This window comes from Mesobacillus subterraneus (assembly GCF_023715485.1).
Taxonomy (GTDB): Bacteria; Bacillota; Bacilli; order Bacillales; family Cytobacillaceae; genus Mesobacillus; species Mesobacillus subterraneus_B.
The window spans coordinates 78194-92870 of record NZ_JAMBOF010000011.1; the positions used below are offsets into that span (position 1 = coordinate 78194).

General features: G+C 42.4%; 13 protein-coding genes. 10 read left to right on the forward strand and 3 right to left on the reverse strand.

All coding sequences use genetic code 11. The annotated features are described in order from the left end of the window. The first annotated feature begins 26 nt into the window (after positions 1-26). Both M3204_RS16290 and M3204_RS16295 read left to right on the forward strand, forming a co-directional pair. Positions 27-548, forward strand: a complete 522-nt coding sequence (locus M3204_RS16290; protein WP_251483952.1) for a DUF84 family protein — start codon at positions 27-29, stop codon at positions 546-548. Positions 549-720: 172 nt separating this feature from the next. After that, entirely contained in the window at positions 721-1224 is a 504-nt protein-coding gene (locus M3204_RS16295) for a hypothetical protein (RefSeq protein ID WP_251483954.1), read from the forward strand. Between the two features lie 106 nt (positions 1225-1330). On the opposite strand, the gene M3204_RS16300 is transcribed toward M3204_RS16295, so the two are convergent. Next, positions 1331-1651: a hypothetical protein gene (locus tag M3204_RS16300; protein WP_251483956.1), complete on the reverse strand. Its 321-nt coding sequence runs from the start codon at positions 1649-1651 to the stop codon at positions 1331-1333. Between the two features lie 236 nt (positions 1652-1887). Here M3204_RS16300 and M3204_RS16305 point away from each other — a divergent pair, with 236 nt between their 5' ends. The 5 genes from M3204_RS16305 (at position 1888) to murC (ending at position 9416) form a co-directional block, all read left to right on the forward strand. Beyond that, positions 1888-2202 carry a thioredoxin family protein gene (locus M3204_RS16305; protein WP_251483959.1) on the forward strand — a complete coding sequence of 105 codons (315 nt, stop codon included), beginning with the start codon at positions 1888-1890 and terminating at the stop codon, positions 2200-2202. 83 nt (positions 2203-2285) lie between these two features. Further along, positions 2286-3080, forward strand: coding sequence for a DUF1444 domain-containing protein (locus tag M3204_RS16310; protein WP_251483960.1), 795 nt, complete (start codon positions 2286-2288; stop codon positions 3078-3080). 204 nt (positions 3081-3284) lie between these two features. Continuing rightward, the gene (locus tag M3204_RS16315) at positions 3285-6497 is read left to right on the forward strand and encodes a DNA translocase FtsK (protein ID WP_251483975.1); all 3213 of its coding nucleotides are present in this window, start codon (positions 3285-3287) and stop codon (positions 6495-6497) included. Positions 6498-6743: 246 nt separating this feature from the next. Beyond that, positions 6744-7844 (forward strand): nicotinate phosphoribosyltransferase, encoded by a 1101-nt coding sequence (locus tag M3204_RS16320; RefSeq protein ID WP_251483977.1) that lies wholly within the window; start codon positions 6744-6746, stop codon positions 7842-7844. Positions 7845-8114: 270 nt separating this feature from the next. Continuing rightward, positions 8115-9416, forward strand: coding sequence for a UDP-N-acetylmuramate--L-alanine ligase (gene murC / locus M3204_RS16325; RefSeq protein WP_251483979.1), 1302 nt, complete (start codon positions 8115-8117; stop codon positions 9414-9416). A 165-nt stretch (positions 9417-9581) separates the two neighbouring features. Here the strand turns inward: murC and M3204_RS16330 are convergent, their stop codons facing one another. Beyond that, positions 9582-10697, reverse strand: coding sequence for an aminopeptidase (locus M3204_RS16330; RefSeq protein ID WP_251483981.1), 1116 nt, complete (start codon positions 10695-10697; stop codon positions 9582-9584). A gap of 317 nt (positions 10698-11014) precedes the next feature. On the opposite strand from M3204_RS16330, the gene M3204_RS16335 reads away from it, so the two are divergent. The 3 genes from M3204_RS16335 (at position 11015) to ytxJ (ending at position 12380) form a co-directional block, all read left to right on the forward strand. Next, positions 11015-11494: a DUF948 domain-containing protein gene (locus M3204_RS16335; RefSeq protein ID WP_251483983.1), complete on the forward strand. Its 480-nt coding sequence runs from the start codon at positions 11015-11017 to the stop codon at positions 11492-11494. Between the two features lie 17 nt (positions 11495-11511). Beyond that, positions 11512-11982 (forward strand): YtxH domain-containing protein, encoded by a 471-nt coding sequence (locus tag M3204_RS16340; protein ID WP_251483985.1) that lies wholly within the window; start codon positions 11512-11514, stop codon positions 11980-11982. Positions 11983-12050: 68 nt separating this feature from the next. Further along, positions 12051-12380, forward strand: a complete 330-nt coding sequence (ytxJ, locus tag M3204_RS16345; protein ID WP_251484000.1) for a bacillithiol system redox-active protein YtxJ — start codon at positions 12051-12053, stop codon at positions 12378-12380. 32 nt (positions 12381-12412) lie between these two features. Here the strand turns inward: ytxJ and M3204_RS16350 are convergent, their stop codons facing one another. Beyond that, positions 12413-14560 carry a cell division FtsA domain-containing protein gene (locus M3204_RS16350; RefSeq protein WP_251484003.1) on the reverse strand — a complete coding sequence of 716 codons (2148 nt, stop codon included), beginning with the start codon at positions 14558-14560 and terminating at the stop codon, positions 12413-12415. Between the last annotated feature and the right edge of the window lie 117 nt (positions 14561-14677).

A 14677-nucleotide genomic window follows, 5' to 3' on the forward strand; every position in this document is an offset into this window, starting at 1 on the left:
TTTATGGTTATCGGAGGGAATCTTAAATGAAAATAGCAATCGGCTCAAAAAATCCTGCGAAAATCACTGCGGTCGAAGAAGCCTTTAAGGATTCCTCATATGAAATCCTGGCTGTGGATGCTGAATCAGGTGTAAGCGAGCAGCCAATGTCTGACGAGGAAACGATCAAAGGGGCAATAAACAGAGCAATGGAAGCTGCCAAAAGAGCTGGAGCTTCCATTGGTATCGGATTAGAGGGCGGGGTCCAGCAAACGCCGCATGGACTTATGCTGTGCAACTGGGGAGCATTGACGGCAAAAGGGATGGAGCCTATCATTGCCGGAGGGGCAAGGATTCCTCTTCCAAAAGAAATTGCAGAGAAATTAGTGGCTGGTGATGAACTTGGCCCAGTTATGGACAAATATGCACAGAAAGAGAATGTCAGAAAAAATGAAGGTGCGGTTGGAATATTTACAAATGGGCAGATCAACAGAAGTGAAATGTTCACCCATGTCATGAAATTGCTCGCTGGACAATATGAATATCAAATGGGGAGAAAGACAGTCTGAGCGACTGTCTGTCTTTCTTTTGTTTTTTAAATCAATTTAAAGATTTTACGACAAATTTCTGAAAAATAGTATAATTTCCAACAAAAATTACTCGACAACCCTTGTCACCGATTAAACTAGAAAGGTATGATAGAAAAGAAGTGGTTAAGTCCTAAGCAAGGGGGAAAAAAGTATGATGAAATTAATAAGGTCTTTTGGGCTTGTTATAATCGGAGTATTTCTGCTAGGAGCCTGTTCTTCCTCGTTTTCTGAAGATAAAGTCGAAGCGAAAGAAACAGTTGTAGATACTTTTGAGCGCACTCCTGAAAAAACGAATAATAGTACAGAAGACATAGATTATCACTTGCCATTTGGTGTGGAAGTAGAAGAAGAATCACCTAACAATGTTTTGCTTAAGAATGGATCAAGGACTTATATTCTGTTTTATAATCAACTTGAAAAGGATGACAGCAAAGTCGTCTATGAATCAACTGTAAAGCAGCAAAAAGAATGGGATGTAAATAAAACATTCGTTAATAACGGCAAATTTGGCTATATGCTTGTCAAGAAGCTGAAGGAAGGTCAATATCAGCTAATTATTGGGATAGGTGGAGTTAAGCTGACAACCGAAACGGACAATATTAAAAAAGATGCCGAGACGATGATGAAAATTGCCAATTCTGTAAAAGTAAAGTAAACGCCGTCGCTGATGGCGTTTTTATTTTACGAGAAAAAACATTGAAAAAAGTGCGTTTCTGCTGAAACGCACTGACTTCTGCTGAATAGCAGTAAAGCTCCATGGGTTATCGATTATTAAAATAAACCTCCAGAGCGTTAGTAATACCATCTGCTTGTCCTTCTGTCTCGATGCGATATTGATCTCCATTGAGGCTTGAAGAAAAGTCATTTATTCCTTGGTGCTTCAGGAAGTCATCAATATCGGAAAGTTGTTCACCCTGGTTTTTAAGGCTTTTTTGTCCAACAAAGTCATTATTAACAAAGACATCATAGCTGTCCTCATTTAACTTTAACGGGTTGACATTATTGCTGACACCTTGAATAAATGGTAAGAATCCACCTGGCCCACCACTGCCGCTGTTCCCCGCTCCATTATTGAAAGTCATATGAAACCTCCCCTATTGAATGAATATTGTGTTTCTATTTTCCCCTGTTTCCTCCTGGTCAGACATTCTATTGTTTGTTGGAGATAATTACCAGATGCTTGCGGTAGGTTAGCTTTCATTTTTCAATTCCGGAAATATTTTAACAATCCCGTCAGTAAATCGGATTAGTTTCTTTTTTGTTTATCCATGGTTAAAATAAATGGAGTACAATCAGATTGATATCAGGAGGATTCGTAATGAAAAACTTAGAATCAATGGAACAATTCGAAGTCTTGAAAAACGATGGAAAACATATATTTTTATTTACTGCAGGCTGGTGCCCGGATTGCCGCGTGATTGAACCTGTCTTACCTGAAATCGAAAGCAAATACAAAGAGTATGAATTCATTTCTGTCGACCGCGATGAATTCCTTGACCTTTGTATCAAGCTTGATGTTTTCGGTATCCCGAGCTTCATCGCTTTTGATAATGGCAAGGAGCTTGGCCGTTTCGTTAGCAAGAATCGAAAGACACAGCAGGAAATCGAAAACTATATAGAAAGCCTTGCCTAATCATTTCCCTCCATCTTTTGAGGTGGAGGGAAATTTCATGTAAAATGAGTTGCAGAAACTCCTAAAAGTATGGAGGGATAGTCATGGACAGCAGAAAAATGCGAAAAGAGCTGGAGGATCGCCTTAAACATCCCGACAGGGCCTTTTCATATGACCGGGAAAAAGACCAGCTGAGAATAGAAAATAAAAATACTGGCAGAGGAATCACAATTGCACTGCCTGGGATAATCGCAAAGTGGCAGGACCTGAAAGAAAAGGCTATTGATGAGGTTGTCTATTACGTTTCAGAAGGACTTAACGCGATGGAAAGCCCATTGGAGCTATCAGGGAAGGAAAAGAATATCTATCCTGTAATCCGCTCGACGTCCTTTCCGGCTGAAGCGGAGGAGGGAGTTCCATTCCTTTACGATGAACACACCGCAGAAACCCGGATCTACTATGCTTTGGACATGGGCACAACCTACAGGCTGATTGATTCCAAGCTTCTGCAAAAAGAAGGTTGGACAGAGAAGCAGGTGAGGGAAACTGCTTTGTTTAATGTCCGTTCGCTTCCAGTGAAAATGAAGGAGGACCTCGTAGCCGAAAACACCTTCTATTTTCTGAATACGAATGATGGCTATGACGCCAGCAGGATTTTAAATACAAGCTTTTTAAATGAAATGAAAAAACGGATGAAGGGGACAATGGCTGTGGCTGTTCCGCATCAGGATGTCTTAATTATTGCTGATGTTGAAAATAACACTGGCTATGATATATTGGCCCAGATGACAATGAGTTTTTTTGCGAGTGGAAGAGTGCCGATCACTGCCTTGAGCTTTCTATATGAAGACGGCGAGTTAGAGCCGATTTTCATTTTAGGAAAGACAAAAAAAGAATAAACGCACAATGAGCCAAAAGCCCGGAGAACACGGGCTTTTTCCCTTTATGTTCTTGTGTTGTAATGTTTTGTAAATTTATAAGCCAAAAGTTTATTTGCTTTGCATTTTATTCTCGTAAAAAATGCTCATTCTTTCAATTTAACTCGAAAAAAACTGATTAACTGTTAAAATAGTAATGAAATGTGAAAGAAAGAGTGATAAAAATTGAGCTGGATTAAAAAGGTTTTTACCATGTTCCAAAAAGATGATGATGAATTCGATGATATTGAGCGAGAACAAACAGTTTTTAAGCCTGCAAAAACAGAAAAAAGTCAAAAAAAGGATATTGATGCTAAAGTATTATATCAGTATCCAAAAGGGCAATTCAGATTCCCTCTGATCCCAGACGAAGAGGCTGCTGCGGAAAACCGTCCTACAGATAAAAAACGTCCCGAACGAGTCAAGCCTGCTTCAGAAGTGAAACCATTCTTCAAGGAGCAGGGTTCCCTGAGGATGAAAAATGATGGTGAAGCTAAAGGGGAAACATCCTCAAAGCAGCGCCGAGATAAAGTGAGGGAAATCTCACAAAATTTCAGACGGGAACCTGTACGGGATAAATCACAAACTAAGCATGAATCTGTTAGGGAAACGGGACAAGTATTCAGGAATGAACCCGTTAAAGAATCCGTATCAAAATTCCGGTATGAACCCCGAAAGGACAGCGGGCCAAAATTCAGGCAGCCGTTTAAACCGACAGAAATTCCGTCACCAATATATGCCTATAACAGGCCGCCCCGGAAACCTCAGCCAGAAAATAAGATCGAAGAGGTTGAATACGAACTGACCAGATTTGAACGAGAACAGGCTATTGCAGCTGTCGAAGGCAAAAAAAGCGATGTAACCGAAGTAGCTTCAGCCAAGAACCAGCAAGATGTGCTCGATAACGAATTGAATGAAGTCTCCGATGAAGGGCTAATGCATGATATTTACATAGTTGAGACTTTTGCAGAAACCCAAGATATAGACTTGCTGACTGAAATCGAGGATAAGGAAGGACAGTTCGATCTTGAATCCGAGGCATTAAATCACATTCTTGGTACTGAACACCCAAATGATGTTGAAAAAATAAGAGACGAAGTGGAAATAGTTCATAGAACCACACTTGAAGATCAAGATGGCCTACATGAGGCTGAAGATATTCAAACAGAAGCTGATGGACAGTCAGTACTTCAGCATAATTCCATCCAGGATTCTAAAGAAGCTGGTGTAGAAGCAAAAATAGAATCCGGAACAAAGGAAGCGGCAAAAACGGAAGCATTTGCCGAATCAGTAGCAAAAGCAGACACAGAAGCAGCAAAAACAGGAACATTAGCCGAAGCTAAGGCAGAAGCTCTTACAGAGGTATCAGCAGAAACAAATGTATCAGCAGAAACAAATGTATCAGCAGAAACAAATGCATCAGCAGAAACAAAGGCTGATACCAGTGCAGTAGCAGAAAAAACTGCTGGACCGAAGACAAGACAGCTTCCTTTCAACGTCATTATGCTTAAGCAAGATAAAAGAAAATGGGAAGATCGTAATGTATCAAAATATCCTTCCTTCATGACAGACGGAACAAAAACAATGGCAGTTACCAAATCAGCCGAGCAAACCTCAGGGGTGGCTCAAGGCAATAGTAAGGAAACTACAGGAAACGGCGATTTTTCTCCTGAACAGTCCGCACCTGAGGAATCAGCTGGGCAGCCAGCATTTAAGCAATCTGCCCACGGGGAACAAGCCTTGAAGCCGGCATATGAACAACAGTCTGACTCCATCGTTTGGGATGGTCAAACAAACAGTGAACTGAGTAGACCGGAGCCAGGCAGTCAATCGCCGACTGAGCCGGAACGAGTTCCTGTTCAGTCCGCTCCTGGATTAACCAATATTCAGTCTGCACCTTTACAATCTGCTTCAAGTGGCTCAAAAGAGAATGAAATGGATGAGTCTATTCATAATGAAGTACCTGCAGCCGAAGCATACGAATTCCCGCCGCTTGACCTGTTAAGCCCTCCAGTGTTCAAGGCCCCAGACCCACAATGGCTTGCCGAACAGGAGCATATGCTGAACGAGACATTAAGAAACTTTAATGTAGGAGCGAGAGTGGTCAACATGACACAGGGGCCTTCAGTTACCCGCTTTGAGGTGCAGCCGGAACCTGGAGTCAAGGTCAATAAAATTACGAATCTATCAGATGACATCAAGTTGAGCCTTGCTGCGAAGGATATTAGGATTGAAGCTCCGATTCCTGGAAAACACACAATTGGAATTGAGGTACCAAACCATTCAAGCAGGCCTGTGTTATTAAGTGAAATTTTGCAGTCCAGCGGATTTCTTGACCACGAATCACCATTAGCGGTTGCTCTTGGATTAGACATAGCCGGGACGCCGATTGTTACGGACCTGAAAAAGATGCCTCACGGCTTGATTGCAGGCGCGACTGGTTCTGGAAAAAGCGTGTGTATCAACACGATGCTTGTAAGCCTACTGTTTAAAGCACATCCCGATGATGTAAAGCTGCTGCTGATCGATCCAAAGATGGTAGAATTGGCCCCTTATAACCAGATCCCGCATCTGGTCAGTCCGGTTATTACGGATGTAAAAGCAGCGACGGCGGCGCTTAAGTGGGCGGTTGAGGAAATGGAACGCCGTTACGAGCTCTTCGCTCATACTGGCGTCCGTGATATCAGCAGATTCAATGAACTTGCCATGAAGCATCGCAGATTCTCGGATAAGCTTCCTTTCATCGTGATTGTTATTGACGAGCTGGCTGACTTGATGATGATGGCGCCGGCTGATGTAGAAGAAGCGATTTGCCGTATTGCCCAAAAGGCACGCGCCTGCGGCATCCATTTGATCATTGCGACTCAGCGTCCATCCGTCGATGTAATTACAGGTCTTATAAAAGCGAATGTTCCTACAAGGATTGCATTCTCCGTGTCTTCCCAAATTGATTCACGGACAATCATTGATATTAGCGGGGCAGAGAAGCTGCTGGGCCGAGGCGATATGCTGTTCCTGGAGAATGGGTCATCTAAGCCATTCCGTTTGCAGGGTACTTTCGTTACCGACAACGAAATTGATGATATTGTTGCCTTTGCAAGAGAACAGCGCCCGCCCCAATACTTGTTTGAACAAGAGGAATTGCTGAGGAAGGCACAAATTACCGAAGATGAAGATGAGCTTTTCTACGAAGCTTGCGAGTTTGTCGTTGAGCAGGGAGGGGCATCAACATCCAGTGTCCAGCGCCGTTTCAAGATAGGCTATAACCGTGCAGCCAGATTAATTGAAATGATGGAACAGCAAGGTTTCATTTCCGAAGGGCGTGGAAGCAAGCCAAGGGCTGTTCTGATTTCAGCGGCTGATCTCGAGTCCCTTCAGGAGACTAGTACATTCGATTAATAAATGGTATTCTTTATCTGCATACTTATAATAAGGCTCTTTTCGTAAACTTGGTTGCTTTCATAACCAATAGTATTACGAGTTGTAATTCAATCCCTGTTCAGAAACCTCCTCGAAAAGAGCTCGAAGTTAAGAGGAATACGGGATGAACACTTGGCTCGAAAAACAACAATACCTGCGAAAACAGCCTATAATAAAGATTAATGCCTAAAAACCTATTTGGTTGATGTTGAAGGAGCTTTTTGGATGAAAGAAATCGAATTGAAAATGCAGGGGAAAATCAGCCGATTGACAAACCATACTTTCAAGTTTGATGAAAGAATCAGGGATGGCTGGTTTTCTGCCGTGTATTTTCTTAAGACAAGAGAGCTTGTAAAGAAATATCATGAAGACAATATAATTACAATGCAGTTTTTCCAAAAGGATGAAGCTGTTTTATGCGGGACGGACGAGGTAATCGCCCTTGTAAAAACCTTTGCAGACAATCCCGATGAACTGGAGATTTATTCTCTTAAGGATGGGGATAAAATCGCTCCGTTTGAAACGGTCCTTACAATCACTGGGCCGTACCAGAACTTCGGCTACCTGGAAGGAATCATTGATGGAATCCTTGCGCGAAGGACTTCGGTGTCGACGAATGTTTATAACGTAGTCAAGGCGGCAAGCTATTCTGGCCAGCAAAAGCCAGTGATTTTCATGGGAGACCGGGACGACCATTATACAACACAGGCTGGGGACGGTTATGCTGCCTACATAGGCGGAGCAACAGCACAGGCTACCCATGCGATGAATGAATGGTGGGGCAAGCAGGGAATGGGCACGATGCCGCACGCCTTGATCCAGCTGTTTAATGGAGATATCGTGGCTGCCACCGAGGCGTATCACGAAACCTTCCCGAATGATGAGCTAATTGCCCTTGTTGATTATAATAATGATGCGATTACAGATTCATTGAAAGTCGCCAGACAGTTCGGGGAAAAGCTAAAAGGTGTCAGGGTTGATACTTCAAGGACACTGATTGACCAGTATTTCCTTCGCAACCAGCATCTGCTTGGAACATTTGATCCACGCGGAGTGAATGCAGAATTGATATTCGCATTAAGAAAAGCGCTTGATGATGAGGGCTTTAACCATGTGAAAATCGTCGTCAGCGGCGGTTTCAGCGAGAAAAGAATTCTTGAATTTGAAAAGCAAAAAGTGCCTGTGGATCTGTATGGAGTCGGAGGGAGCCTTTTGAAATTGAAAATAGGCTTTACTGGTGACAATGTTATGTTGAATGGGAAACACCAGGCAAAATTGGGAAGAAGGTTCAGGCCTAATCCGAGGCTGGAGAAAGTTGAATTTTAAAACTACATCAATTTTAAGATACAATCCGTTCTTGAAGTTTAAAAGCTGCATTGATAGGGAAAAAGTTAATTTATGCAGGATTATGGTTTTTAACAAACTGTGTTATTTATAATAATGATGTTATAATGATTCAATACATGAAAGCAGATAGATAAAATCCACTGTTTTGTTTATCACGTTGGGCCATTCAGAGTTGTCCAGGCGCAATGAGCAAATCAGATTATCTGTCATATACTGTGTTACATACAGACGTTGTTGGAGGTTCTTTATATGACTATTTACCATTTTGTAGGTATAAAGGGGTCTGGAATGAGTGCCTTAGCTCAAGTTCTCCATGATATGGAATATCAGGTACAGGGCTCCGATTATGACAAGCACTTTTTTACCCAGGTGGCCCTTGAGAAATCTGGAATAAAGATCCTTCCGTTTAATAAGGAAAATATACAGCCAGGGATGACGATTATTGCCGGCAATGCTTACCCGGATACCCATGAGGAAATTCAGGAGGCAATGAGGCATGGACTCCCAATCATCAGGTATCACCGTTTCTTAGGTGATTTTATGCAAAACTTTACAAGCGTTGGAATTACGGGCGCACATGGCAAAACCTCGACCACTGGCTTGCTAGCTCATGTGATGAGAGGCGCCAAGCCTACATCATTCCTTATTGGGGATGGTACTGGGAAGGGCGATCGGGATGCACAATACTTTGTATTTGAAGCATGTGAATATCGCCGCCATTTTCTGTCTTATTTCCCGGACTATGCAATCATGACGAATATTGATTTTGACCACCCGGATTACTTTGCCAATATTGAAGACGTATTCTCCGCTTTCCAGGAGATGGCATGGCAAGTTAAAAAGGGTATTTTCGCATGTGGCGATGATGAACAGCTGCAAAAAATCCAGGCAAAGGTTCCGGTTGTATTTTACGGATTTGGCGAAGAGAATGATTTCCAGGCCAGAAATATCATAAAATCGACTAGTGGGACTACCTTCGATGTTTTTGTCAGGAATACATTCTATGATACGTTTTCAATTCCGGCGTTCGGGGATCATAATGTCCTGAACTCACTTGCGGTCATAGCATTATGTCATTATGAAAACATCGAATCAAAGGTCATCCAGGATCAGCTTGAAACCTTTGAAGGTGTTAAAAGAAGATTCTCTGAAAAGAAGGTCGGAGACCAGATCATCATTGATGATTACGCCCACCATCCAACGGAGATCAAAGCAACGATTGATGCAGCGAAGCAAAAATATCCTGACCGTGAAATCATCGCAGTCTTCCAGCCGCATACTTTCACAAGAACTCAAGCCTTCTTGAATGAATTTGCGGAAAGCCTTAACAAGGCGGATAAAGTATATCTTTGTGAGATTTTTGGCTCTGCACGAGAGATTCATGGGAAGCTTTCCATCACGGATTTGAAAGATAAGATAGATGACGCAGAAATCATTGCTGAAGAAGATACAGCCGTTCTCAAAGAGCATGGCAACGGCGTGATTCTGTTCATGGGCGCTGGGGATATCCAAAAGTTCCAGGAAGCATATGAAAAACAATTGCAGGTATAAACAAAAGGATGCTGTCCCAATAGGGCTGGCATCCTTTTTGTGTGTGGCTCTTTTCGTAAATTTTGTTGTTTTCTCATACAAAATAAAAATTCAGTAGCCTTTTTGAAAGCGGCAAAGGGGTCTGTACAAAAAGCAACAATCCTGCAAAACAACCTTGTGTTAAAATTATTTAAGGTTTTCCGGGTTCAAACCTTCTAACTCAGAAACGACGAAACGTCCATCTTTCCGGATGAGCACATCATCGAAGTAGATTTCGCCTCCGCCATATTCAGGGCGCTGGATGTTGACCATATCCCAGTGGATATTGGAATGGTTGTCATTGAACGCATCATCATAACATTGTCCTGGAGTGAAGTGGAAGCTTCCGTCAATTTTTTCATCGAAGAGGATATCCTGCATCGGGTGAAGGATATATGGATTCACGCCAATCGCGAATTCCCCTACATAACGGGCGCCTTCATCTGTATCGAAGATTTTGTTGATTCGCTCGCTGTCATTTGCTTCTGCTTCAACGATTTTACCATCCTTGAAGGTCAATTTTACATTTTCAAACGTGAATCCCTGGTATGGTGATGGTGTATTGTAAGTGATGACACCGTTGACAGAGTTGCGTACTGGAGCTGTGTAAACTTCGCCGTCAGGGATATTAAGCTCCCCTGCACATTTAACAGCCGGAATATCTTTAATAGAGAAAGTCAGGTCTGTTCCAGGTCCAGTAATTCTTACTTTGTCTGTGCGGTTCATCAAATCAGCCAGGCTGTCCATCGCCTTGTCCATCTTACCGTAGTCAAGGTTGCAGACATCGAAATAAAAGTCCTCGAATGCTTCCGTGCTCATTTTGGCTAGCTGTGCCATCGCTGAGTTTGGATAGCGAAGTACAACCCATCTTGTTTTAGGAACACGGATATCTCTATGTACTTTTTTGCCTACTGTAGTGCCATGTATCTTCATTTTATCCGCTGGCACATCGGCGTGTTCATTGATGTTGTCCCCAGAGCGCAAGCCGATGTATGCGTCCATTTTGCTCATCACGTTTGCTTCAAAATCGGCAATCATGTTAAACTGCTCTTCTTGTGCTCCCATAAGCAACGCACGGTCTACCTGATGGTCCTTAAGTGAAACGAATGGGTATCCGCCAGCAGCATATGCTTCTTTCACAAGAGCAGTGACAAGCTCGCGCTGGAGCCCGAAGTTTTCAATCAGGACTTTTTCTCCTTTTTTAAGTTTTACTGAGTAGTTGATCAAATTTTTTGCCAGTGTTTGAATACGTGGGTCTTTCACCAAGATCACTCCTATGTATTTTAATAACGCACATATCCATATTGTAACCGAAACGAAAAGATTTGTGCTCTTTTCCTTATAACACTTCCAGGCTAATTTATTTCCTAGACATTTCGAAGTCACTCTCATCCTGAAATATCCCTTAACTCCTAAGTCAAAAAATATTCAAGCTATCTGATGGATTTTCCCTTAATAGAAAGATATTCTTAAAAAGGAAGGAAAAGGCTATGCTGATATTGAAATACTTATTGGACAAGATGGTTTACGTCGCTTTAGTCGGGGTAAAATGTACATATGCTAACGGAGGTGTATAAACAGTGGAAATTATTTTGTATCTAAGTGTTGCTGTTATAGCAATTGCATTTTTAGTGTTGGTAATCTCTTTATCAAAAACACTGAAATCCTTACAAACAACTTTAGACAGTGTATCAGGTACACTTGATGGCCTGGAAAAGCAGTTGGATGGAGTCACTCGTGAAACAACAGAGCTTCTGCACAAGACGAACAATTTGGCAGATGATATTTCCAGAAAATCTGAAAGCCTGAACAGTGTCGTTAATGCTGTGAAGGATGTAGGGAATACTGTTCAAAGATTCAACCAGTCAATCCATAATGTACAAACAATGGTTGATCTCCAGATCGACAAAAATAAGGATAAGATTTCCCAGGTTGTTCAATGGAGCAACGTGTTCCTTGAATTAAAGGACAAATGGAAGACAAAAAAAACAGCACAGATTGACCACCAGATGGAAGGCGAACAGATGGTAGTCAGGCAGCGTGAACGAGTTAGGTATTAAAGAAAGGTGGAGATAGAATGATGAACCGAGAACAGAACCAGTATGACTTAAACGGCACTACGAGGGAGAGCAATAATTCCAGGGATTTCGTGACTGGCGCGATCGTTGGCGGACTTGCAGGTGCTTTAGCGGCATTATTGCTTGCGCCGAAGTCTGGCAAAGAGTTAAGAGGCACGCTTAATGAGCAAACTTCAACACTAAAGAGCAAGGGGATAGACCTTGCATCGGTAGCAAAGGAAAAGGCTGGCGGATTGAAAGAGACTGTATCTCAGCAGTCTTCTACGCTAGTCAACAAAGTGAAGGACATGAAGAATCAAAATGGAATGGCTTCACAAGTTGAAGAAGGTGAACTTCAAGAGGTGCCTACTTCTATGGCTGAAACGAGCTCGATGGAAAACACGCACACTGCTACTGGGGAAGAAATCCAGAAGAAGCTTGAAGAAACACAAAAAGCTTTCGATGAAACTGAAACCAAATTGAATCAGTAAGTTTGTCATCCAAACGGTGAAGTGATAAGATTACTTCACCGTTTATTTTTTTAAAGGAGAGTATCAGAATGCAAAAAATGGATTCGATTGAACAATTTGATCAGCTTGTAGAATCAGGTGAAGCTTTCTTCATGCTGAAGCACAGCACGACATGCCCGATTAGCCAGGCAGGCTATGATGAATACGCGAAATTCGAGAAAACTGGGATTGAAAACCTGTATTTTTTAACTGTCCAGGATTCCCGTGATCTATCAAACCATATAGCTGAAAAATTCCACATCAAACATGAGTCACCACAGGCAATCCTCTTTGTGAATTCCGATGTGGCATGGCATGCATCGCATTTTAAAATTACAGCAAAAGCAATGACATCTGCAAAGGAAGAAAATCTTAAATAAAAAACATCCAATCGGATGTTTTTTATTTTTGGCTATTTATTTTCAAAGATAATACTCAGTTTATCTCCCGGTGCGAGCTGCTCATCAAAGGCAGCTTTTGCTCCATTTTTCAGCAATGTGAACCTGCCGCTGTCTTTAGGAATTTCAATTTGGGCAAAGTTGAAAATATCTTGAAAGATAAAAGGTTCTACATCCTTTTGTCTTGTTGTAAGGGCATCACCATTCAATAGAAAATCACTAGAATTAAGTTTGCTGCCATTACGGTGAAATTGGATTGACTCCTTTTCCAGCATGAATTGTTGTTCATTGAAAAACACCGGCAACGACTCGAATGCTTTAAGGTTCAGGAATTCAGCAGCTTTTGCCAGCGTTGGCTTTGGCCTATTTTCGAAACGGATATCATCGAGATGATCAAAATGATGCTGGAGTTTGACTTCGCTGCCATTTAGATAAATCTTTCCGGTGAAATCTGGAATCTGGATTTCCTTGCCATCAAGCTTTATGTAAAATGGACGGGCTTCATTAAGAATCTCTGCTAGTTTTAGTTCCTTTAATAAGTCTTCTATTGTGTAGGGCATTTCAAAGCTGATTTCGTCTCTGTCCTGTATTTCCTGTGACATTGGGACTGGTCTGCTGTTGCAGGTCATCCTTGCACTAATTTCATATCGGCTGCCGTTAATGATGACTGCCTTTGTGGGAAGCTCTCCTATCAATTCTTGAAAGGTAAGTTCGGTTATTGTTCCATCTTCACCTTTGAGTACGGTCAGTTCATCTCCTCCATGCACGTCATCATCAAATGTACAGGGGGAACCGTTACGTAGCAAGGTGGGCGGCTGTCCGTGTTTGCCAGGGATCGTTACATTTTTTCCATTAAGGCTTACAATCATGGCTAGTCCTGGTTTGCCATAAAGTTTGTTCATTTTGATGCCTGCAGCCAGGAGACAATCGCCGACAGTCAGTTTGTTGACTTCAAACAGCCTGACCGGCTGGCCGTTGACATACACTGTATGGTACTGGACAGGCGACTGCTTGGCAGCAATCGCAATCCCAATTGGCGTAACCAATTCAGGTCCTTTGTCTATATGGCTTGCGAAGGATACAGATGAAATAGCATCCAGACCGCGAATCGCAGCCCTGTTTTCTGGCAGATTCAGCTTGTTTGCCAGCCTTTTGGGCAGTTCAGGAGTAAGACTGCCTCCTCCTACTAGCATGACAGCTTTAGGAGATTTATAGTTATTCAGTCTTAAAATTTCATCACCGATTGAATCTGCCAGTCGTTCAATCGCCGGTGCAATGCGTGAAATTGCTTCTTCCTTGCTTACTTCTATTTCGAAACCGAGGATATCAGTGATTTTAATAGAATTCTGCTCATGCAGTTCACGCTTGGCTTTTTCAGCAAGAGGGAAGTCGAGCAAGAATTCATCGCTTACTGCCTCGGTTATTTCATCACCAGCAACAGGGACCATTCCATAAGCAATAACTGTTCCTGTATCTGTAAGGGCGATATCGGATGTTCCTGCGCCTATATCCACTAGTGCAACATTTAATCTTCTCATCGAAGCAGGAATCAATACGTTAATGGCGGCAATTGGTTCTAAAGTCAGAGCGTCCATTTCAAGTCCAGCACGGTCCAATGCCGAAAGCAGTGATTCGACAACAACCTTGGGGAGGAAGGTCGCGATGATTTCAACAGACGCTTCGTTCCCGCGCTGGTCAATCAAACTTCCGATTACTTCTCCATCAAGCTGGTAATAAAGTACAGAGTATCCGACACAATAATAGTGATGGCTGTTTTCGTTATTCCGTTCTCCAGCTACTGCAGCCTGAGCAAGCTGTACAGCAGTCAGTTCAAGGTGGAGGATATCCTGCTTCGAGAACATTGGCTTTCCGGCAATGTCGACAACTGCCTTGGAGCGTTCTGTTTTTAACGCGCGGCCTGCCGCGGCTACGCAAACTTTCGTTAACGTTCCGTGCGATTTTTCCAGCTCATCTTTTATTTCACGAATGATTTCGGATACAGATAATACGTCATGGATTTGGCCATCGAGCATCGACCGATCCTTGTGCTCACGAACAAGGATATCGATCACCTCATGGCGGCCCTCCGATTCTTCGAGAATAATTCCCACTACAGAACGGGTTCCAATATCAAGAGCGAACAGCTTTTCATTTGCCTGCAAATTAATGCACCTTCTAACTTAAGATCTCATACGATGCTTTATTACTTAAAAGCGTTTAATTGTTAAAGAAAATTGCGTGACAACTTATTTTATTTCAGCTATAATTACCCTTAATAT

Coding starts and splice junctions, on each gene's coding strand:
- M3204_RS16290 (WP_251483952.1), top strand. CDS start 27: ATGAAAATAGCAATCGGCTCAAAAAATCCTGCGAAAATCACTGCGGTC.
- M3204_RS16295 (WP_251483954.1), top strand. CDS start 721: ATGATGAAATTAATAAGGTCTTTTGGGCTTGTTATAATCGGAGTATTT.
- M3204_RS16300 (WP_251483956.1), bottom strand. CDS start 1,651: ATGACTTTCAATAATGGAGCGGGGAACAGCGGCAGTGGTGGGCCAGGT.
- M3204_RS16305 (WP_251483959.1), top strand. CDS start 1,888: ATGAAAAACTTAGAATCAATGGAACAATTCGAAGTCTTGAAAAACGAT.
- M3204_RS16310 (WP_251483960.1), top strand. CDS start 2,286: ATGGACAGCAGAAAAATGCGAAAAGAGCTGGAGGATCGCCTTAAACAT.
- M3204_RS16320 (WP_251483977.1), top strand. CDS start 6,744: ATGAAAGAAATCGAATTGAAAATGCAGGGGAAAATCAGCCGATTGACA.
- murC (WP_251483979.1), top strand. CDS start 8,115: ATGACTATTTACCATTTTGTAGGTATAAAGGGGTCTGGAATGAGTGCC.
- M3204_RS16340 (WP_251483985.1), top strand. CDS start 11,512: ATGATGAACCGAGAACAGAACCAGTATGACTTAAACGGCACTACGAGG.
- ytxJ (WP_251484000.1), top strand. CDS start 12,051: ATGCAAAAAATGGATTCGATTGAACAATTTGATCAGCTTGTAGAATCA.